The organism is Solwaraspora sp. WMMA2065, from assembly GCF_030345075.1.
Classification (GTDB): Bacteria; Actinomycetota; Actinomycetes; order Mycobacteriales; family Micromonosporaceae; genus Micromonospora_E.
In genome coordinates this window covers 5040363-5061523 of the sequence record NZ_CP128361.1, presented here as the reverse complement: position 1 = coordinate 5061523, position 21161 = coordinate 5040363, and the positions used below count along the sequence as shown (strand labels likewise).

The 21161-nt window shown below is 69.0% G+C and carries 18 protein-coding genes; 11 read left to right on the top strand and 7 right to left on the bottom strand.

The features are described from left to right. Positions 1-16: 16 nt before the first annotated feature. From purL to purS, 3 genes are read right to left on the bottom strand one after another with little or no spacing between them, the layout of a single operon-like run. Positions 17-2710 (bottom strand): phosphoribosylformylglycinamidine synthase subunit PurL, encoded by a 2694-nt coding sequence (gene purL / locus O7610_RS23045; protein ID WP_281552551.1) that lies wholly within the window; start codon positions 2708-2710, stop codon positions 17-19. Continuing rightward, a complete protein-coding gene (gene purQ, locus O7610_RS23040) occupies positions 2707-3390 on the bottom strand; it encodes a phosphoribosylformylglycinamidine synthase subunit PurQ (protein WP_281552550.1) in 684 nt (227 codons plus the stop codon). The genes purL and purQ overlap by 4 nt, the downstream gene beginning before the upstream one ends. Further along, complete coding sequence (gene purS, locus O7610_RS23035) at positions 3387-3650, bottom strand: phosphoribosylformylglycinamidine synthase subunit PurS (protein ID WP_281552549.1); 264 nt, start codon at positions 3648-3650, stop codon at positions 3387-3389. Before purS ends, purQ begins: the two co-directional genes overlap by 4 nt. A gap of 466 nt (positions 3651-4116) precedes the next feature. Between purS and O7610_RS23030 the strand changes: the two genes are divergently transcribed. Next, the gene (locus tag O7610_RS23030; protein WP_281552548.1) at positions 4117-4791 is read left to right on the top strand and encodes a S1 family peptidase; all 675 of its coding nucleotides are present in this window, start codon (positions 4117-4119) and stop codon (positions 4789-4791) included. Positions 4792-4908: 117 nt separating this feature from the next. Here the strand turns inward: O7610_RS23030 and O7610_RS23025 are convergent, their stop codons facing one another. After that, positions 4909-7635, bottom strand: coding sequence for a hypothetical protein (locus tag O7610_RS23025; RefSeq protein ID WP_281552547.1), 2727 nt, complete (start codon positions 7633-7635; stop codon positions 4909-4911). 13 nt (positions 7636-7648) lie between these two features. Next, positions 7649-8998: an SWIM zinc finger family protein gene (locus tag O7610_RS23020; protein WP_281552546.1), complete on the bottom strand. Its 1350-nt coding sequence runs from the start codon at positions 8996-8998 to the stop codon at positions 7649-7651. Between the two features lie 282 nt (positions 8999-9280). Between O7610_RS23020 and O7610_RS23015 the strand changes: the two genes are divergently transcribed. Further along, positions 9281-9700 (top strand): YbjQ family protein, encoded by a 420-nt coding sequence (locus O7610_RS23015; RefSeq protein ID WP_281552545.1) that lies wholly within the window; start codon positions 9281-9283, stop codon positions 9698-9700. A gap of 32 nt (positions 9701-9732) precedes the next feature. Here O7610_RS23015 and purB read toward each other — a convergent pair whose 3' ends face one another. Next, complete coding sequence (purB, locus tag O7610_RS23010; protein WP_289211826.1) at positions 9733-11166, bottom strand: adenylosuccinate lyase; 1434 nt, start codon at positions 11164-11166, stop codon at positions 9733-9735. A 295-nt stretch (positions 11167-11461) separates the two neighbouring features. Between purB and O7610_RS23005 the strand changes: the two genes are divergently transcribed. The 3 genes from O7610_RS23005 to O7610_RS22995 all read left to right on the top strand — a co-directional run bounded on the left by O7610_RS23005 (position 11462) and on the right by O7610_RS22995 (position 15203). After that, the gene (locus tag O7610_RS23005; RefSeq protein ID WP_289211825.1) at positions 11462-12736 is read left to right on the top strand and encodes an IPT/TIG domain-containing protein; all 1275 of its coding nucleotides are present in this window, start codon (positions 11462-11464) and stop codon (positions 12734-12736) included. Positions 12737-12976: 240 nt separating this feature from the next. Continuing rightward, entirely contained in the window at positions 12977-14284 is a 1308-nt protein-coding gene (locus O7610_RS23000) for a tRNA-ribosyltransferase family protein (protein ID WP_353850294.1), read from the top strand. 7 nt (positions 14285-14291) lie between these two features. Next, on the top strand, positions 14292-15203 hold the full coding sequence (locus O7610_RS22995; RefSeq protein WP_289211823.1) for a class I SAM-dependent methyltransferase: 912 nt from the start codon (positions 14292-14294) through the stop codon (positions 15201-15203). 71 nt (positions 15204-15274) lie between these two features. Here O7610_RS22995 and O7610_RS22990 read toward each other — a convergent pair whose 3' ends face one another. Then, positions 15275-16099 (bottom strand): Rmt family 16S rRNA (guanine(1405)-N(7))-methyltransferase, encoded by an 825-nt coding sequence (locus O7610_RS22990; protein WP_282232852.1) that lies wholly within the window; start codon positions 16097-16099, stop codon positions 15275-15277. Positions 16100-16581: 482 nt separating this feature from the next. Here O7610_RS22990 and queF point away from each other — a divergent pair, with 482 nt between their 5' ends. From queF to O7610_RS22960, 6 genes are all read left to right on the top strand, one after another. Further along, entirely contained in the window at positions 16582-16953 is a 372-nt protein-coding gene (gene queF / locus O7610_RS22985) for a preQ(1) synthase (RefSeq protein ID WP_282232853.1), read from the top strand. Between the two features lie 230 nt (positions 16954-17183). Next, positions 17184-17897 carry a 7-cyano-7-deazaguanine synthase QueC gene (queC, locus tag O7610_RS22980; protein ID WP_282232854.1) on the top strand — a complete coding sequence of 238 codons (714 nt, stop codon included), beginning with the start codon at positions 17184-17186 and terminating at the stop codon, positions 17895-17897. Then, positions 17894-18541, top strand: a complete 648-nt coding sequence (gene queE, locus O7610_RS22975) for a 7-carboxy-7-deazaguanine synthase (RefSeq protein ID WP_289211822.1) — start codon at positions 17894-17896, stop codon at positions 18539-18541. The genes queC and queE overlap by 4 nt, the downstream gene beginning before the upstream one ends. Further along, complete coding sequence (gene queD, locus O7610_RS22970; RefSeq protein WP_282232856.1) at positions 18541-18897, top strand: 6-carboxytetrahydropterin synthase QueD; 357 nt, start codon at positions 18541-18543, stop codon at positions 18895-18897. The genes queE and queD overlap by 1 nt, the downstream gene beginning before the upstream one ends. A gap of 131 nt (positions 18898-19028) precedes the next feature. Beyond that, a complete protein-coding gene (locus tag O7610_RS22965) occupies positions 19029-19481 on the top strand; it encodes an SCP2 sterol-binding domain-containing protein (protein WP_282232857.1) in 453 nt (150 codons plus the stop codon). Positions 19482-19575: 94 nt separating this feature from the next. Further along, complete coding sequence (locus O7610_RS22960; protein WP_289211821.1) at positions 19576-21156, top strand: AMP-binding protein; 1581 nt, start codon at positions 19576-19578, stop codon at positions 21154-21156. Positions 21157-21161 lie beyond the last annotated feature (5 nt).

The following is a 21161-nucleotide window of genomic DNA, read 5'->3' as shown; positions in this document are numbered from 1 at the left end:
CTTGTCGTCCGCCCGGTCAGCTCTGGTTCTTCGGCTTGCTGGCGGACGGATCGGGGCGGTCCACCGGCTGAGCCGCGTCGCCGTCGGCCGCCTCGTCGTCGGCCGCATCGTCGTCGGCCACCGTGTCGCTGTCGGTGACTGCTTCCGTTTCCCGCTCGGTCACCGCAGCAGGCTCGCTCACCGCGTCAGCCTCGTCGCTGTCCGGGTCGACGTCCACGGTCGCCGGGATGTGCTCCGGCGTACCGGCCGGGGCGTCGACCGCAACCGCGTCACTGGCCAGGATCCCGACTGCGTCCGGATCCTGCGGGTCCGCCGGCACGTTGCGCGGCCCTACCGCGCTGAACAGCGCCGGCAGGGTGCCGGTGTGCGCGCCACGCAGCTCGTCCAGACCGACGCTGAACTGATCGCGGACCTCCAACAGGCGGGCCGCCGGATCGGTCACCCCGATCATGGTCCAGGGCAGTCCGTGCTCCACGCAGAGCGCGGTGAACGCCTTCTCGTGCCCGCGCGGCACGGCCACCATGGCCCGCCCCGCCGACTCGCTGAACAGGAACACGAACGGCATAGAGCCGTCACTGAACTCCGGCGGCAACGCGATCCGCGCCCCGATCGACCGGCGCAGGCACGCCTCGACCAGTGCCTGGGCGAGCCCTCCGTCGGAGAGGTCGTGGGCCGAGGTGATGTGCCCCACCCGGGCCGCCTCAGCGATCACGGTGGCCAGCACCCGCTCCCGGTCCAGGTCGACCTTGGGCGGCGTACCGCCGAGGTGCCGGTGGGTGACCCAGGCCCATTCCGATCCGGAGAGTTCCAGCTCGGTCTCGCCGAGCAGCATGATCAGGTCACCGTCGCTGTGTGACGGCGGCACGAAGCCCATCGGGACGCGCTGCGCCACGTCGTCGAGCACCCCGAGCACACCGACCACCGGGGTGGGGTGGATCGCGGCGGCACCGGTCTGGTTGTAGAAGCTGACATTGCCGCCGGTCACCGGGATACCTAGCTCGGCGCAGCCGTCGGCGAGGCCGCGAACCGCCTCGGCGAACTGCCACATCACGCTCGGGTCCTCGGGGGAGCCGAAGTTGAGGCAGTTCGTGACCGCCACCGGGCGGGCACCGGTCACCGCCACATTGCGGTACGACTCGGCAAGCGCGAGCTTCGCCCCCTGGTACGGGTCAAGCCGGGCGTACCGTCCGTTGCCGTCGACCGACAGGGCGACGCCGAGCCCGCTCTGCTCGTCGATCCGGATGACCCCGGCGTCCTCGGGCTGGGCCAGCACGGTGTTGCCCAGCACGTACCGGTCGTACTGCTCGGTCACCCAGCTGCGGTCGCACAGGTTCGGCGAGGCGATCATCCGCAGCAGGGTTTCCCGCAGCTCGTCCGGGGAGCCGGGGCGGGGCAGCGTCTCCGCCCGGTCGGCCTGCAGCAGGATCAGGTCCGCCGGCTCGCGCATCGGCCGGGCGTAGACCGGGCCGTCGTCGGCCAGCGACCCCGGTGGAACGTCGACCACCACGTGGTCACGCCAGGTGATCACCAGCCGTCCGGGCCGACCGTCCGGCTCGGTCGGGGTGACCTCACCGATCGCGGTGGCCAGCACGCCCCACTTCTCGGCGGTGGCGAGCACCGCGTCGAGCTGCGCCGGCTCGACGATCAGCAGCATCCGTTCCTGCGACTCGCTGGCCAGGATCTCGTGCGGCTCCATCGACGGCTCACGCAGCGGGACCCGCTCCAGCCAGACCCGCATGCCAGTGCCGGCAGCGGCGGCGGTCTCGGTGAGCGCGCAGGTCAAACCGGCGCCGCCGAGGTCCTGGATGCCGACGACCAGCCCGGCGTCGTACAGCTCCAGGCACGACTCGATCAGCAGCTTCTCCATGAACGGGTCGCCGACCTGTACCGACGGGCGACGCTGCTGGCTGGCGTCGTCGAAGGTGGCGCTGGCCAGCACCGACACCCCGCCGATGCCGTCCCGGCCGGTCTTGGCACCCATCAGCACCACGACGTTGCCGGCTCCGGCGGCGGCCTTGTTCTGCAGCCGGTCGACCGGCAGTACGCCGAGGCAGAGCGCGTTGACCAGCGGGTTTCCCTGGTAGCAGGGGTCGAACACGACCTCGCCGCCGATGTTGGGCAGGCCCAGGCAGTTGCCGTAGCCGCCGACCCCGGCGACGACGCCGGGCAGCACCCGGGCCGTGTCGGGGTGGTCGGCGGCGCCGAACCGCAGCGGGTCCATCACGGCGACCGGGCGGGCGCCCATGGCGAGGATGTCGCGGACGATGCCGCCGACGCCGGTGGCCGCCCCCTGGTACGGCTCGACGAAGCTGGGGTGGTTGTGCGACTCGACCTTGAAGGTGACGGCGAGGGTGTCGGAGACCCGGATGACGCCGGCGTTCTCCCCGATGCCGGCGAGCATCAGGTCACTGGCCGGAGCCTTCTCGCTGAACTGCCGCAGATGCACCTTGCTCGACTTGTAGGAGCAGTGTTCGCTCCACATGATCGAGTACATGGCGAGCTCGGACTGGGTCGGCCGGCGGCCGAGGATCTGTTGGATCCGCTCGTACTCGTCGTCACGCAGCCCCAGCTCGGTGTACGGCTGCAGCTCACCAGGGGTGTCGGTGGCGCGTTCGACGGTGTCCGGGCCACCGGCGTACCGGTCGACCGGTACGCCGAGGTCGGTCTCTGCCGGGCCGGCGGCGGCCGCCGCCTCCGACTGGGTGGTCATGCCGGCACTCCCGCGAGGTGCTTGAGGATGGAGGTGAAGAAGCCCAGCCCGTCCCGGGACGGACCGGTCAGGTCCTCGACGGCGTGTTCCGGGTGGGGCATCAGCCCGACGACGTTGCCGGTGGGGTTGGTGATGCCAGCGATGTCCCGCAGCGAACCGTTGGGGTTGCCGCCGACGTAGCGGGCCACCACCCGGCCGGTCGACTCCAACTCGTCAAGGGTCTGTTCGTCGGCCACGTAGCAGCCTTCGCCGCTCTTGAGCGGGACGAGGATCTCCTGCTTCGGAGAGAACGCGTTGGTGAACGCGGTCCCGGCGGTCTCGACGCGGAGCATCTGGTCCCGGTTGCGGAAGTGCAGGTGCTGGTTGCGGGTGAGCGCGCCGGGCAGCAGGTGGGCCTCGCAGAGGATCTGGAAGCCGTTGCAGATGCCGAGCACCGGTAGGCCGTCACCGGCAGCAGCGACGATCGACTGCATGACCGGGGCGAACCGGGCGATGGCTCCGCAGCGCAGATAGTCGCCGTACGAGAAGCCACCGGGTAGCACCACCGCCTCGACGCCGCGCAGATCGGCGTCGCCGTGCCACAGTCGGACCGGCTCCCCACCGGCGAGCCGCACCGCGCGGGCGGCGTCGCCGTCGTCGAGCGAGCCCGGGAAGGTGACCACCCCGATCCGGGCACTCATGATGGATCACCGGCTGTCTCAGGCTGCTCGGCCACCCGGACCTGGTAGTCCTCGATGACCGGGTTGGCCAGCAACTTGTCCGCGATCTCACGGGCCCGATCCAGGTCGGGCTCGCCGGCGAACTCGATCTCGATCCGTCGGCCGATCCGCACCGCCGAGACGTCGCTGACACCGAGTCTCGGCAGCGCGTTCGCGACAGCCTGGCCCTGGGGATCGAGAATTTCCGGCTTGAGCATGACGTCGACGACGACGCGAGCCACGTGGCACTCCTGACCGTGTACGCGTTGGGGGTGCCGGCCTCGAACGGGCCGCGCACCGCTCAGCCTACCTGGTGGCACCGGGTGCGACGCACCGGCGGTCGAAGAGCCGAATCGGTGATCGGGCCACAAATCAGCCACGAACCGATAACGACGACATCGGCCACCGCCGACGGACCGGCTCACTGGGCAGACCGAACGCCCACGAACGGCCTGCCGCACCCCCGTTGGCGACCGCCACCGGACGCAGCGCGGGATCGAGAGCGCGGGACGCCACTGCGGGGCATCAACGCATCGTATGACTTCGATTTGATTCTTGTAGATGACCGCCGTAGGGCTTAACGTCATTCGTCAAACGCCCGATGACGACCGTCGGACGGACGCTGTAACACTCTGCCGCCGGATAACAGGTCCGGCGGCGTGGCTCACCACCCGTACCCCGGGTCGCCCCCTCGGAAGGAGCCCACCCATGCGTGTTCGCCTGGCTGCGGCAGCAGTAGCCACCACCCTGATCGGCCTGCTGGCCACGCCGACCGCGGCGACGGCCGCACCGGAAGAGATCATCGGCGGCGGGACGGTGTCGTCTGCCCCGTGGGCCGCCGCGGTCTTCAGCAACGGCTCGTTCACCTGTTCCGGCACGATCATCGCCGCCAACTGGGTGCTCACCGCGCGGCACTGTGTCAGCGGCTCCATGTCGGTCCGGATCGGCAGCGTCTACCGCTCCTCCGGCGGCGTCACCCGTACGATCAGCTCCGCGTACGGCCGCTACGACCTGGCGCTGCTCTACTTCTCCAGCCCGGTCAGCACCAGCTATGTGACGCTGTCCAGCAGCTACCCGCCGGTCGGCTCGACCAACAGCATCTACGGCTGGGGCATGACCTGCTACAGCGGCTGCGGCGCGTCGACCCAGCTGAAGACCGCCTCGGTCCAGGTGACCAGCACCAGCGTCAGCGACGCGTACGGCGGCCGGGCGATCCGCAGCACCCGGATCAACGGCAACGCCTGGCGGGGCGACTCCGGCGGCCCGCAGTTCTACAACGGCCAGCAGGTCGGGGTGGCGTCGACCGCCAACGGCGTCAACATCCAGAACTATGGCAGTGTCGCGTACAACCGGTCCTGGATCCGGTCGGTGACCGGCGTCTGACCCCGAGCTGAACCTGGTCTGGGACCGACTGGTTCTGGCGCGCGACGGCGCGGACCCCGTGGACTGATCACGGAGTCCGCGCCGCCCTGCTCTCACCGGCTGTGCGGCATCCGGTCGCTACCGACGGGTGCCGGCGAGCGCCGCCACCAGCGCTCGGGCGCTCTTGACCAGCTCGCTCGACCCACGACGCGCCGCCACGGTGGTCACCTGCGGAATCTCGCCGCTCGCCCCGCACCGCAGCACGCACTCCACCGCAAGGGTCAGCAACTTCCCTACCCCCCGCGCCACCGGTTCGCCTTCGAGCAGGCCGGGGAGCGCGCCTCGACACACCGACCACACCGTGGCGTACGCACCGGTAGCGGCCATCTCCCCCAGAGTCTCGATTGCCCGGCTGAGGGTCACAAACGAATACCCCTCGGGACCAAGCTTCACGATCTGCCGGCCGAGCAGTTCGCCGTTGAGGTCACCACGGGCAGCCAGGACCAGGGTCGCGTCGATCGCCGCCGCGCGTTCCCGAGGACGGTCGGCGTCCATGGCCAGCGCGAGTCTGAGATGCAGGGCGAAATCGGCCGGGCCGCCCGACTCGGCCAATTGCGGAAGCAGACGCATCCAGGCCCGCCTGTCCCGCTCCGTGTAGGGCTCACGAGCGCTGTAGTCGTAGTAGCAGTTCGCCACCCTGTCCCGGTGGTGCGGCAACGTGGCCACCCAGGCCGCCAACTGGTTGCGGCACTGCCGATCCCACCTCGTGCCGGTACGGAAGAGCCGCTCGGCGTCGGCCGGCAGTTGTAGATCGGTCACGGCCCCGGGCAGGTCGATCAACTTGTGCACGATGTCGAAGGCACCGATTTTGTCCCAGTCGTCCGGTGTCGACGGCTGATGCGGGTAGCCGCCGGCCCGTAGCCAGCTGGACAGCTGGCGACCGGCGTCGCCCGGCAGCCTGTCGGCCGCATCGATGATCCGCTCATCGGTGGTGGGAATGACCCGCAGCAGGGCCTGACCAAGATCGGCCGATCGCGCGGCGATGCCACGCTCGGCATACCCCGTCAGGCGCTCCACGAGTACCGCCGCGTCGAGGGCTCCGGTGGCGTCGGTCGGGACCGCCAGCAGGTACGGAAGGTCGCCGGCGCGTACCGCCACGGCGGCCTCCCGAATACGTGTGGCGAGCAGCTGACCTGGGGGCGAGAACTCGCCGCGGCAACAGCAGCAGCGCGCAACGAGCCAGTCGTCGTCCGGCACCGCTCCGGTCACCGCCTGGACGACGACCCACAGGTGTACGGGTGTGCAGTCACTGGGCCGTCCCGGTACCCGCCGCACGACGGGAACCAGCGCCGCGGCGAGTCCGGCCCGGTCGTGCACCGAATGACGGACGAGTCCGTCGAGCGCCTGCTCGAACAGCACGATGTCCTGGCTGCCGGCCAGCACAGCGGCCACCTGCTCGGCGACCTCGGCGGGCGTGCCGAGCGGTTCCGGCACCGCGGCGGGCGCGCGGACCAGCGGCAGCGTCTCGACGTACGGCTCGTCGCGCCGCGCCACCGGTCCGAACAGGTCAGCGGCCTGCGCCGACAGTGCAGGTGTCAGCCGGTCCGCCGCCGCCTGCAGGACAGCCCTGATGGGTTCGTCGGCACCAACCTGCTCCGCCGCCGAGGCAGCATCCAGATGCCGGGCGATCATCTTGAGCGCCTGCTCCTGCACGGCGATGTCCGGATGTCCGAACGCCAGAGCTGCCGATCGCACCAGCTGGCCGGCTCGTGCCGGGTCTCGTCGCGCTGTCCGGTCGAGCCACGTCAGGTGCGCCCGGATGAGCTTCTTGTCCGCTCGACGAAGGAGTCGTCGGGTCGTTTCGGTGACCAGCTCCGGCTCGATCAGGCCGGCCTCGTCAAGCTCGGCGAGGCGGACCCGGGCGTACTCGGCCACCGGCACCCACAGGTCCAACAACATGAGATAGTCACGGCCGACGGCCGCATGTTGCGCCAAGGCGGGGGGTAGGTCGTTGATCATCTCGAGGCAGCTCCGCAGCTCCCTGCGTTCGCTCGTCTGCCGGACCCGCTCCAGCCACCCCTGCAGCCTCGTCGACCAGTACTCCGCCGCCAGGGCACGCCACCGCGGATCATCAGCGATCAACCGCACCAGCGCCTTGTCCCCTCGCGGCGAGCAGAGATGGCCCCAGTCCACTCGGCGGAAGACGAGGTCGACGACGTGGTCGCCGCTGATCAGGCCAGCCTCGATCAGTTCGGCCTGTGCAGAGTCCGACATGTATTTGTCTGGGTTCGTTCGGGCGATAGGCAACAGGATCGGGGCGAGCGGGTCGTTTCGCACCCGCTCTCCGAACGTCATGCCGGGCGGGTTGGGGACCAGATCCGGGTCCCCGCCGTACCACCGGGCTGAGAGCCAGTTGAGGAGGAACGAGCGGGAGGTCGGCGGGGGGCAGCCGGTGCGCCGGATCAGGTAGTCGGCAAGCGGGAAGAGTTTCCTTGCACTGTCGATCGCGGCGACCAGCTCGGCCTGCTGCTCGGCCGTCCAGTGGTCGACCACCTCGACCACCCACCGGTGCGGCCCAGCGGTCTTGTTCTTGTCGTCCTCCCAACTGATGTCAGCCTTCTGGCAGTAGTGGTTCTCCATCCGGGTGAGCCATTTTCCGGCTGTGCCGGGGTCGGGTTGCGCGGCGAATTCGGCGGCGAGGCGCCCGAACCGCTCCGGCTGAGGCAACTTCTTCCACTTGCCACACAGCAGTGCCGTCCGGAACTCGGCGAGCGTCTCGGCGTGTCCGGCGCGCCGTGCCGGGGTTAGCTTGCTCATCGCCCGGCCCACCCCGGCCACGTCACCAGCGACGATCCGGTCCATCATGTCCACTGTAGCCTCACATCGAGTTCGTGGTGATACGGGCGGCGAGCACGTGCTTGCACGGCCCTCGTCCGCCCTGGTACTTCGCCCACCAGAGGCAGGTGCAGCTCACCCAGCCGGCGGCACCGAACCGTACGGTGTGGATCTCCTTGCCCGTACCGACGGTCGCCAACCCGTCGGCGATCGTGACGGCACCGGCTGCGACCAGCTTGCGCGCTGCCCGCAGCCGCGGATTGAACCTTTCGACCTGCTGCGGCCGGTACGGCAGGTCGCGGTGGAAGTGCGACTGCTCGGCGAGGTCATAGCCGACCTGACCTGCCGTGCCCAGGGTGGTCAGGGCTGCCCGGACCCGGTGTGACGGCAGGTCCGCCATCCGGGCCAGCTGGTCGACATCGATCGTCGGGTCCCAGGCCAGCAGCGCGGACACCAGGGCGGCGTCCTCGGTCGCCGTCGAAGTGGCCAGATCGTCGAGCACCCCGCCCTCGCCGGAGAAGCCCCGTGCCGCCGCCGGCGAGAGCATCAAGGTCAGCCGCATCCCCGGCAGCCGTGCCTCCCACGCGACGGGCCCGAGGGTCCCGTCGGCTGGGGCGTAGATCCGGACGGCGTCCGCGTACGGCAGGACCGGCCACAGCGTGGTCAGCCGCTCGACGCCGGGCAGGCCGATCGTGCCCGGTCCGGGGCGGGTGGCCGGGCGCAGGCCGCGGCCGGTCACGCTCACCCAGTGCGTGGTGCCGATGACTGACCGGGTGGTAGGGCGTGGCGCTGCCCGCAGGACCGCCTCCGCGTCCGCCGGCGACACCTCCGCCCGCAGGCTCAGCCCGGTGGCCAGCACCTGCGCCTCGGCGAAGCCGCGCACCCACCGCGACGGCAGGGGTACCTGCTTCTCCACGTACCGCCCGTCGAGCGTCGTGACGGCAACCTCGTCCGCCCCGACGAGCAGGTGCAGCGGCGTGGCAGCACCGACCCGGTTGAGCGCTCGGCGGAAATCCGAGTTGACGTCGACGTTGGTGGTGCCGTGCCGGATCACCTCGCCGTCCAGGCCGTCGTCGAGGATGTCGAGGCGGGCGTAGACCCCGCAGCATCCGGAGAAGGACTCGATCCGCAGCCGGTCGCCGTTGGCCGTGACCACCGGGTCCAGCGAGGCGGCGAGCTGTGGCCGGTAGTAACGCGTCGCCGCCACGTCGGCGACGACGAGGAACGCGGTCGCGGCAGCGACGGGGGCGGTAAGGAAACCTGTGAACAGCTGCGGATGCGTCACCGGGCCCTCGGGGGTCACCCCGCCGGATGTCTCCAGCAGCATGGTCAGCCGGCCTGCATCTCCCTGGAGGCGGGAGAGCCCGCGGTACGCGTAGTCGTAGTCGGACACGGCGGCAATCCTGGCAGGAGTGCCCAAGAACCGCCCAGTAGCCCCAACCAGCCAAGAAACGGATGAACTGCCGTTTCGTTGGCGAGGAGGGCCGTCGCTCCGCGGCCGTGGATCCTCTATTCCCGGCAGTTGACTAGTGCCTGCCCAGCGGGTGTCCGCTGACCGTTAGCTGGCGCGGGCTCCGCTGAGGTACCAAGTGGCCGCGCTGTGCCGTTTGACGGATGGCGCAGGCCCCACCAATGCCCGCGAGCAGGGCACACCATCACTCATAGCATCGGTTCCGTGCTGATCGTGACGACGAACGATCTACCGGGATACGAGATCCGGATCGTGCTGGGTGAGGTGGTCACCTCCGTGGTCCGCTCGATCAACCCCTTCAAGGAAGGCGTCAAGGCGCTGCGGGGCGGCAAGTCCGACCCGGGCGGACCGGCCAGCCTCACCAAGTACCGGACCGAGATCATCGGCAAGCTGGGCGATGCCGCCAAGAAGAAGGGCGCGAACGCCGTCATCGGAATGCGGTTCGACACCCGGCAGGTGGGCAGCACCCACATGGAGCTCTGCGCGTACGGGACGGCCGCCGTGGTGCTGCAGCTCCGGCCCGACGCCGGCGACGACTCGAAGCAGTTCAAGGTCGACGCGAGTCACTCCGACGCCAGCGCCGGCAACGACACCAGCGGCTCGGCCGGCTCCGGCGGCAGATAGGTCCACCGAATCGGGGCCGGCAGCAGCTAGCTCTACAGGATCGGGGCCGGTTGGTAGGCGGCGGCCACCGGGTGGTCGGCGACCACCGCGGCCACCCGGGCCGCCACCGCCCGCACCTGCGACGGCGCGGCGCCGACGAAGCCAGCCCGGTCGGCGACCACCAGGGCGATCTCGTCCCGGCTCAACCCGAGCCGCCCGTCGGCGGCGAGCCGGTCGAACAGGTCGTTGTCGGCGGCACCCTGCTCCCGCATGGCCAGCGCCACCGCGACCGCGTGCTCCTTGATCACCTCGTGCGCTGTCTCCCGGCCGACGCCGCCACGCACCGCCGCGACGAGAATCCGGGTGGTGGCCAGGAAGGGCAGATAGCGGTCGAGTTCCCGGGCGACCACCGCCGGGTACGCGCCGAACTCGTCAAGCACGGTGAGGAAGGTCTGGAACAGCCCGTCGGCGGCGAAGAACGCGTCCGGCAGCGCCACCCGACGTACCACCGAGCACGAGACGTCGCCCTCGTTCCACTGGTCGCCAGCGAGCTCGCCCACCATCGACAGGTAGCCCCGGATCACCACGGCCAGCCCGTTCACCCGCTCGCTGGAGCGGGTGTTCATCTTGTGCGGCATGGCGCTGGAGCCGACCTGCCCGGGCCGAAAGCCCTCGGTGACCAGCTCGTGGCCGACCATCAGCCGGATGGTGGTGGCCAGCGAGGACGGGGCGGCGGCGACCTGGGCCAGGGCGGAGAGCACGTCCAGGTCGAGGGATCGGGGGTAGACCTGGCCGACGCTGTCCAGCACCCGCCGGAAGCCGAGGTGACCGGCGACCCGACGCTCCAGCTCGGCGACCTTGGCGGCGTCACCGTCGAAGAGGTCCAGCTGGTCGGCGGCGGTGCCGACCGGCCCCTTGACGCCGCGCAGCGGGTAGCGGTCGATCAGGTCGGTCAACCGTTCGTACGCGATGAGCAGCTCCTCGGCCGCCGACGCGAACCGCTTGCCCAGCGTGGTGGCCTGGGCGGCGACGTTGTGTGAGCGGCCGACGAGGACCAGATCGGTGTGCTCGACGGCGAGCCGGGCCAGCCGGGCCAGGGTGCTGACGACCCGGTCGCGGATCAGCTCCAGCGATGCCCGGATCTGCAGCTGTTCGACGTTCTCAGTCAGGTCCCGGGAAGTCATCCCTTTGTGGATGTGCTCGTGGCCGGCGAGCGCGCTGAACTCCTCGATCCGGGCCTTGACGTCGTGCCGGGTGATCCGCTCGCGCTCGGCGATGGCGGCCAGGTCGACCTGGTCGACGACCCGCTCGTACGCGTCGATCACCCCGTCCGGCACGGCGATGCCGAGGTCGCGCTGGGCGCGCAGGACGGCGAGCCAGAGTTTGCGCTCCAGCCGGATCTTCTCCTGCGGGGACCAGAGAGCGGCAAGCTCGACGGAGGCGTACCGGGCGGCGAGCACGTTGGGAATCTGCGGACGCGATGTCACGTACGGCAGTCTGACATGCCGACCTGCCGGCACTGCCGGGCAGCCGGCGAGCACCGGCGGACCGCTGACCCTCTCGGCGTTCCTCGTGCTCCGTAGCTGCACCAGCACCCTGGCAGTCGGTCACGATCTGACCGATCTGGCCAATCTAGCGATAATTGCGTAACTGGTCGCATTTTCTCTCGTTCAGCCTGTCGTTGCCGAATTCTTCCGGCCACACCACTCCTGCTCCTGCCCGCCAGTGCGAGTCGTATCCCCACCTGGCGCGGTGTGATGCCGAAGTCCGAGACGAGGAACTGTGCGTACCACCACACGCCGCAATACATCCATGCTCACCGTCGCAGCCCTGGCCGGAGCGCTCGCCAGCCTGTCCGTGTCCGGGCCCGTCACGGCAACGGAAGGTGACGGGCACGCCGTCGGCGTCCGATTCGACCTCGCCGCAGACATTCTCGGCACCACCGTGATCGACGCGGACGCCATCGTCGGCAGCGCCACCGCCCCGCCGAAGCCCGGCACCGACAGCGGACCCGCGATCGAGGTCGTCCTGCCGACGGCCGTCGGTGTGTCGGCCAGCGGGACGGTCGAGGAGGTGTCCGTCACCAGATGGCCGTACCACAGCACCGGGTCCGGCACGGTCAGCGACCTGGCCGTCAGTGTTCTCGGCGTACCCGCACTGACGGTGACCGCGGCTTCCGCCTCGGTGAGCTGTGGAGCGGACCGGCGGGCGGCGGTGGAGACGGCGCTCGACGGGCTGACCGTGTTCGGTGCAGCCGTCAGCCTGCCTGTCGAAGGGTCACCGATCACGTCGAGCCGGCCGCTGCCGGTTACCGGGCTGACCGGCGCGCGGCTGACCGCGAGCGTCACCGGAACCGAGATCCGCGAGCTCGGCACCCGCGTCACCGCCGCCACCGCCGCCACGGCGACCTTCGAGATCGCCGGCGACACGGCCGATGGCTCGGTCACGGTTCCGGCCGGCACGGTGACCGTCGCCGAGGCAGCGTGCGTGCGGCCGACACCGCCGACCGATCCGACATCACCAGGACCTGCGGGTATCGACACGCTCACCGACTCCACGTATCACAGCGATGCCACGCCCTGGATCGACTCGGTCAACCCCGGTGAAGGAACCGCCGCCGGCGGCACCACGGCGACGGTCAGCGGCACTGGCTTCGTTCCCGGGCAGACCCGGGTGACAATCTGCGGCCAGACGCTCGGGCCGGAGGTCGTCACGGTCAGTGGCGCATTCAACGTGTTGACCTTCCCGACTCCCGCCTGTGAGGCCGGCACGACGACGATTTCCGTACGCACCCCGGTCGGCACCTCCAACGAGATCGCATTCCGGTATGTCGGGGAAGGACCGCCGGTGAGCGAGGAACCGGGCGACGGCACATCGGATGACGGCCTTCCGGTCACTGGGCGCACGCTGGGTCCGCTCGTTGTCAGCGGCCTTCTGGCGATCCTGGTTGGTGCCGCCCTGCGGTTCGCCGCCGGCGGACTACTCGGCCCCGGGACGCGACGGACCGGCGACGTCCACCCGCCGCAGGCACTTTCGTATCAGCCGCCGACCGAGTAGATGCTCCACGGCCAATGGTCACCCTTGTGTTGACCGACCAGAGCGAATCCGGATTCAGCTGCACATCAGGGTGATGAGAGTCGGTTGAGCCCGGCTGCCATCTGGCGACCGGAACGCCAGTCCATGATCGGACCATAAGGAAATGCTGTTCAGCAGGATTCACCGTAGGGCCGGCCAGGAAAATGCCGCCGGACAGTGGTAGCGTTCGAGCCCCTGCACGTGCATGTCCGAGAAGGACATATGCCGGTCCGGCAAGGACAGCCCGGTCAAGACCTACCAGTCAGCCGCCCGTCCGGGCGGCGACCGAGATGGCGTCCGGCGGGTCGCGTATCGTGGGGAAGCCGTCTGCCGCCGTCGAGGAGCTGCGACCTGATGATTTCCGCAGACCCTGCCGCTCCCGCTGGGCACCGATTGCAGGCCGGGCACCGGCTGGAGACCGGGCACGGTTCGATCGTTCTGCCGACCTTCCTGCCCGACGGCACACGGGCCTCGGTCCGCGCGGTCGACAGCCGTGATCTGGCAACAGTGGGAATCCAGGCGGTGATGGTGAACGCCATGCACCTGGCGCAGCGCCCCGGGCTCCAGGCCGTCCGACGGGCCGGCGGGCTACACCACTTCATGGCCTGGGACGGTGTGATCGTCTCAGATTCCGGCGGGTTTCAGATCCTCTCCCTGATCCGCAAACGGGGACAAATTGGGTCAATCCGATCGAACGGGGTGACTTTCCAAGAGTCACCGGACACGAAGAAGATCGTGCTCACCCCCGAGAAGGTCATCGAATGGCAGTTCGGCCTCCGATCCGACGTGGTGATCGCCCTCGATGACTGCACCGGCCCGGAGGACTCCCCGGCTCAGCAGCTCGCTTCCACCGAGCGCACGATCCGCTGGTTCCGGCAGGCCCGACAGGCGTACGACCTCCAGTGTCGGCAGCGCCGGACATCGGAGCCGCCCCTGTTGGTCGGGGTGGTCCAGGGCGGTACCGATCCGACGCTGCGCCAACGCTGCGTCGACGCCCTCGTCGAGTCGGGGGCGCAGGGGTTCGGATTCGGCGGCTGGCCGCTGAACTCCGCTGGCGAGTTGGAGCGCGACATGTTCGCCCTGCTCGCCCGGATCACTCCACCCGACGCGCCGCTGTTCGCCCTCGGAGTCGGCCGGCCCGAGCATCTGGTCTCCCTCTGCGGACTCGACACTCGATGGATCTTCGACTGCACGATCCCGACCCGGGATGCCCGGCATGGCCGCCTTTACGCGTTCAAACCTGATATCGCCAGCCGGCAGCTCACTCCGGATCGGAGCTTCTACCAGAACATCTACATCCTCGACGAGGAGAATTCCCGCAAGGACCAGCCGATCTGCCCGACCTGCGACTGTCCGACCTGCCAGCGGTACAGCCGCAGCTATCTGCACCACCTGTTCCGGGTGAAGGACGGACTGGCGGACCGGCTCGCCACCCTGCACAATCTTCGCTTCTACACCCGCCTGCTGGAGATGATCCGGTCCGGCCAGCTTGCCGGATCCGCCGCACCCGAGCCGGGCGGGCAGGGATGACCGGCCGGTGACCGCACCTCCACCGGACCGGGCGCCGGACCACGACCAACCACTGGCCAGGCTGCGACCAGCAGGTGCCCACCCGCCGGGCATCGCCGCGTCCCCAGCACGAACCGCCGAACCTCCCGCCGTCCACAAGGTGATCGCCCGGATCACCTCGGCCGCCAAATACCGCGACATCCACCCGGAGACCATTGTCGACCTGGTACGGCGGGAAGGGCGGGGCACTGGCGACCCGGCCGAGCTGGAACGGCGGGTCCGGGCCCGGTTGCACAAAGTGGCTGCGTTGCATCTGCTCACCGCCCGGCCACCGGCGCTACGACGGGCGGTCGACCGAGCCGATCTCGACGATCCCCAGGGCCGGCGGGACTGGTGCCGGCAGATGCTGGGCGGCCACTTCTCCACCGCCGAGCGTCTGCCCGACCTCGACGACTTCTACCCCGTCCTGTTCGGACTGGTACCGCCGCCACGGACGGTGGCGGACCTCGCGTGCGCGCTGAACCCGTTCACCCTGCCCTGGTTGAGGCAGGTCAGCGAGGCCCGGTACGTCGGCTACGACTTCAACGCGTCGTTGGTAGGGTTGGGCAACGCATTTCTGGCACGAGCCTACCCGGACTGCGAGGTCCAGCACGAGGATGTGCTCGCCGACGGCCGGCAGGTGAGCGCCGACCTGGCGCTACTGCTCAAGACGTACCACTGCATGGAGGGACGCCGTACTGGTGCCGGGCAGGCGCTGATCGACCGACTGGACTGCCGCGACGTGGTGGTTTCGTTCCCCACCCGGGCCATGAACGGTCGAGCTGCGGTCTTCGTGTCTCGACATGTCGAGGAGCTCGCCGAGCTGGCCCGCGATCGGGGTTGGCGCATTTCACGGGCCAGCCTGGCGTCGGAGGAGCTGATAGCGATCCACAAGGGGTGAGACCAGGTGGTCTCAGTCCTCCCTGAGCCGCGACTCCGCTCGTTCCAGTTCTTCTGAAGGCTCAGCGAAAGCTACTTCTGAATGATGTAGACCAGCTCGTTGCCAATTTCCAGTTGCCGGAAGCTGTATGACCGCTCCCGGACCTGCGACTCAAAGTTCCGCGAATAGGTCTGGAACATCCCTTTCGACCGCTGACCGAGAGATCTGGTCGGAAAGGTAGCCACGATGATCGGCGAGTTGACGAGGTCGATCGCTTCCCAACCGGATCCCCTGCGCTGAGTTTCCAGGCAGGGCAACGTCTTCAGCAGCAGTGTGACATCGATCGGCTCGCGAGCGCGATCCTCAAGGATGTCAGCCACCCCCACCCGGTGTTTTACACCCAATCTCGTCAGCACGGAACCCACGAAGTCGATCAGGCGGGCGTCGATGTCGGACGCGACGTACACGGCCTGCTCGGGTAGGCCCATCCACGGCACAGCCAGCGGGCTGAGGCCGCAGGCTAAATCACGCACCGTACTCGGCTCGGGCAGTTCACGAAAGACTTCTTGGTAGAACCCTGTCAGGTGTGGCAGCCGCTCCCGGGTGGATAGATGCACCGTCATCGCACGTCGGAGGGCCGCCTGTACCGCTTCGTCGTCTCCGGTGTCAACGGCAGATTCGATCTGCCTGAGTAACGCTGCATAGTTGGGCGGCTTGGGCGGTAAAAACGCACCGTAAATCTCATGTAGCCCGCGCTTGGTGCGTTTCACCGCATCGGGAACATCGCCGCGAGCCGCGACGAGAGCTGCTCCGGCCAGACGTCGCACGGTGGCTGAAGCCACCGTCTGGTAGCGCCGACTCTTCACGATGGCCTGCTCGATCTCGTCGACTCGGCTGTCGCCCGCAGATTGCGTCATTGCTTGATCCATAGTACACGAAGGCGGTCTGCGCCACCCGGCCGACCGCGTTGGGAATGCCCGGAATCCTGGCACCACCCCTCTTCAGGATCTCCACCGCCCAGAGCGGGCCGAGGAAGTGGGCAAATTTCCCCCAGGTTCATCCCGAGAATCACCTCCGACCTTCCCGGTCCGTACCTGACGCGATCCCGGCCGTGCGCTTTCCAACCACAATCAGGACGACGGTCTTCAGCCAACGCCCCTCGTGGCGGTGTGAAGCTTGTTTCCGCAAGCTGGCACCAAAGGGTCAAGCAGCCTCCATCTCCATGCAGCACCACGGTACGTGACGCTGCCACCCGGCTTCGAAACTAGCAAGATCATGACCTCGGGTGCGGGCGGCTTCCCGGGTCACCAGCAGCGAGTGGACGTACCGGGCATGCCGCACGCAGCGGCCGGGAACAGGGACAAGATGGACACATTACGGCAGAGCCTATGATCGGTCCATGGCGCTGACTAAGCTCGGGCAGGCGCAGGCCAAGCCTGACGGGACACTCGACACCTTTCCGATCACGGACAGCTCGCAGGAAATCACGATCGACTGCCGGGAGTTCACCTGCCGCTGCCCCATCACGGGGCAGCCGGACTGGGCGACCATCCGGATCGACTACCGTCCGGGTGACCGGGGTGTGGAAACCAAAAGCCTCAAGCTCTACCTGGAGACCTTCCGGGATGAAGGCATCTTCCACGAGCACCTGGCCACGAGGATGCGGGATGATCTGGTAGCCGCACTCGACCCCGTCTTTCTCAAGGTCACGGTTGACTTCAACGTCCGGGGCGGCATCGCGCTGGCAGCGTCGAGCACCTACCGGCGCTGAGCCACGGCCGCCTGATGAAGGGCCTGCCTGAACGCCCACAACGCTTGGCTTCCTCCCCGCCCGCAAGGAACGGGTATTCCCCTGGTCACCAACGGAACAACACCCCACTCGAATGGACTGATACGAGGACTCCGCTCCCGGCCGGAACGCCGGCCCTGAGCGAGGCTCCGGCGGCACGCTGGGTATGCTTGCCAGCTGGCTAGACCTGTGCCGATGGACGGGGGTGGAAGGTGACGGAGCACCTGCCGACAGGGACGCGGAATGCTGTGGTGCTGCTCAGCGGCGGCCTCGACTCCACGACGGCGCTCGCGATCGCGATACACGAGGGCTACCGGGCCCACACGCTCAGTTTTCGGTACGGGCAGCGACACACTGTCGAACTTGACGCCGCCGCCCGCGTGACGAAGGCGCTCGGCGCCGCCCAACACATCGTCGCCGACATCGATCTGCGGGCCTTCGGCGGGTCCGCGCTGACCGACGACGCGCTCGCGGTACCGCACCGTACCAACCCCGACGAGATGGACGATACCATCCCGGTCACTTACGTACCGGCACGCAACACGATCTTCCTGTCGTTCGCGCTGGCCTGGGCGGAGACCCTGAACGCGTCGGACATATTCATCGGGGTCAACGCACTGGACTACAGCGGCTACCCGGACTGCCGCCCTGAGTACATCGCTGCGTACGAGGCGATGGCCAATCTTGCCACCAAGGCCGGCGTCGAGGGGCAACAGCGGTTGCGCATCCACACCCCGTTGATCCGGCTGACCAAGGCCGCGATCATCCAGCGGGGCCTGGAGCTGGGGGTCGACTTCGCCTGGACCCACAGCTGCTACGACCCGATCGACGACAGAGCCTGCGGCAGCTGCGACTCCTGCCTGCTCCGTCAACGCGGTTTCGCCGAGCTCGGCATGATCGATCCTGCCATCTCCGGCGACGGATGATCGGCGTGTACCGGGTCAAGGAAATCTTTTACACGCTTCAGGGCGAGGGTACGCATGCCGGTCGCCCCGCAGTCTTTTGCCGATTCACTAGTTGCAACCTCTGGACCGGGCGGGAACGCGATCGACATCGTGCGATCTGCCAATTCTGCGATACCGACTTCGTCGGCACCGACGGCACCGGGGGCGGGCGGTTCCCGTCCGCCGACGAGCTGGCCACCGCCGTCGCCGAGGCTTGGCAAGGGCGGGCGCACCCCCGCAGCCGACGGTATGTGGTGTGCACCGGCGGCGAACCACTGTTGCAGCTGGACGAGGCGGCCGTGACCGCCCTGCACGAAGCAGGCTTCGAGGTCGCGGTCGAGACCAACGGCACTCTGCCCGCACCTGCGGGCATCGACTGGATCTGTGTCAGTCCCAAGGCCGGCGCGGATGTGTTACTCACCCGGGGTGACGACCTGAAGCTCGTCTTTCCCCAGCCGGAGGCCGACCCGGCCCGCTTCGAGCACCTCGACTTCGGCCATTTTCTGCTGCAGCCGATGGACGGGCCGGATCGAGTCGCCAATACTGCGGCTGCGGTGCGGTACTGCCTAGAGAATCCGCAGTGGCGTCTGAGTTTACAGACTCACAAATACATTGGGATTGCCTGATGGAGATCTTTCGGGAGTTCACCTTCGAGGCCGCACACCGGCTGCCTTACGTACCCGAAGGCCACAAGTGCGCCCGCCTGCACGGACACTCGTACCGGGTCACCGTGCACGTCAGTGGCCAGGTCGGAGCGCGCACCGGTTGGGTGATCGACTTCGGTGACCTCAAGCAGGCGTTCGCACCGGTCCGAGAGCAACTCGACCACCACTATCTCAACGAGATCGCCGGGCTGGAGAACCCGACGAGCGAAGTGCTGGCCCGATGGATCTGGCAGCGACTTGCCGGTCAGTTGCCGTTGTCAGCGGTTACGGTCCGGGAAACCTGCACCTCCGGCTGCGTCTACCGGGGCGAGGACTGAGCACGCCCGACTCTACGGGTGGTCGGGCCCCCGCAGCGGCTGGGGTCCGCGTCAGGCCCCACCGGCCGAACCTACCGACGCGTAACATTACGCTAAGGTAGGCCCGACGTTCCGATCTGGAGGGGTATGCGATGACCGAGTTCGACCCGGCCAACTTCGCGTCCATCGACGCCAAGGAGTTCAGCAAGCTGGTCAAGACCACCCCGGATTCCAAGATCGCCGAGGTGATGCAGGGCGACCTGCGCGGCAAGGTCCTCGACGAGGTGTTCAACCGGATGCCCGTGCTGTTCCGTCCGGAGAAGGCCGGCGCCACCAGCGCGGTGATCCACTGGAACATCACCGGCCGGCCGGACGGCGGCACCGACACCTACGAGATCGTCGTCGACAACGGCACCTGCGTGGTATCCCCGGCCGCCGAGCGCGAACCGCGGCTGAGCCTGACCCTCGGACCGGTCGACTTCCTCAAGGTCGTCGCCGGCACGGCGAACCCGATGATGATGTTCATGACCGGCAAACTCAAGGCCAAGGGCGATCTCGGACTCGCCGCCCAGATCCCCAACCTGTTCGACATCCCCAAGAGCTGACCACCGATCCGTAACCCCGCCTGATACGTGTCCTGTATCAGCGGGGTCGACCATCCCTCCGACCGGTCACGCCCGCAGCTGGGGGTGTGTGCCGGTGGACCTGCCGTTCCTGATTTCCACGCTGACCCGACGCGGGGTGCTCACCCCCGGCTCGCCGGTGCGGACCGTCGCCCAACTCGCCGCGCTGCGTCGCTGGGGGTTCACCCTCGTCGGCGAACTGCGCCAGGCCGCCGCCCGCGATCCACGCCGGGTCGCGCTCATCGACGACGGCGGACAACAGCTGACCTACCGGGAGCTGCTCGACCGCGCCGAGCGGCTGGCCGGGGCGCTACGTACCGCACTGGATGTTTCCGCCGGGGACCGGATCGGCCTGCTCTGCCGCAACCACCCCGACATGGTGGCCGCGATGGTCGCCGCCGGGCTACTCGGCGCGGACACCGTACTGCTGCACACCGGGCTGGCCGGGCCGCAGCTCGCCGCCGTCGCCGACGAGCTGCGGCTGCGGGTGCTGCTGCACGACCGCGAGTTCGGCGAGCAGGTGGTCGAGGTCGACACCGGGGTGGTCCGGGTCGACGAGACCCGGGTGGCGCAGCTGCTGCGCGACGCTCCGACGGACACCCGGCTGGAGCCGCCGCGCCGCGACGGCCGCATCATCGTGCTCACCTCCGGCACCACCGGCACCCCGAAGGGCGCCCGGCGACGGACCCCGACCGGGTTCGGACCGCTGGCATCGATCATCGACCGGATCCCGCTGCGGGTCCACGACCGGATCATGATCGCGACGCCGGTCTTCCACACCTGGGGGTACGCCGCCCTGCAGATCGCGTTCGCGCTGCGGGCCACCGTGGTGCTGCACCGACGATTCGAGCCGGCAGCCGCGCTGGCCGCCGTCGACCGGCACGACTGCACCGCGTTGTTCGCCGTACCGGTGATGCTGCAACGGCTGCTGCACGACGTACCGGAGCCTCGGCAGCAGCCGACCGGGCTGCGGGTGGTCGCGGTCAGCGGCTCGGCGCTCGGCGGCGGCATCGCCACCCGGTTCATGGACCGGTACGGCGACGTGCTCTACAACCTGTACGGGTCGACCGAGGTCTCCTGGGCGGCCATCGCCACTCCGGCCGACCTGCGCCGGGCACCGAACACGGCCGGCCGGCCGCCGTACGGCACCCGGCTGGCGGTGCTCGGGCCGGACGGCGAACCGGTGCCGACCGGGCAGGTCGGGCAGATCTTCGTCGGCAACGAGCTGCTCTTCGACGGCTACACCACCAGCGACGACGGCACGGCCGAACGCCGGCACGGGCTGCTCGGCACCGGCGACCTCGGCCATGTCGACGCCGACGGGCTGCTCTTCGTCGGCGGCCGGGCCGACGACATGATCGTCTCCGGCGGGGAGAACGTCTTCCCGTCCGACGTCGCCGACCTGCTGGCCCAGCTACCGCAGGTACGCGAGGCCGCGGTGGTCGGCCTGCCCGACGCGGAGTACGGCCAGCGGCTCGCCGCGTACCTGGTGCTGCACCCGGAGGAGACGCTCGACGCCGAGGCGGTCCGGGAGTACGTGCGCCGCTACCGCGCCCGGTTCGCCGTCCCCCGGCATGTGATCTTCCTGTCGGCGCTGCCGCGCAACGCCGCCGGCAAGGTTGTCACCCGGGACCTGCCCCGGCCCTCGGGCAGCTGACCCCC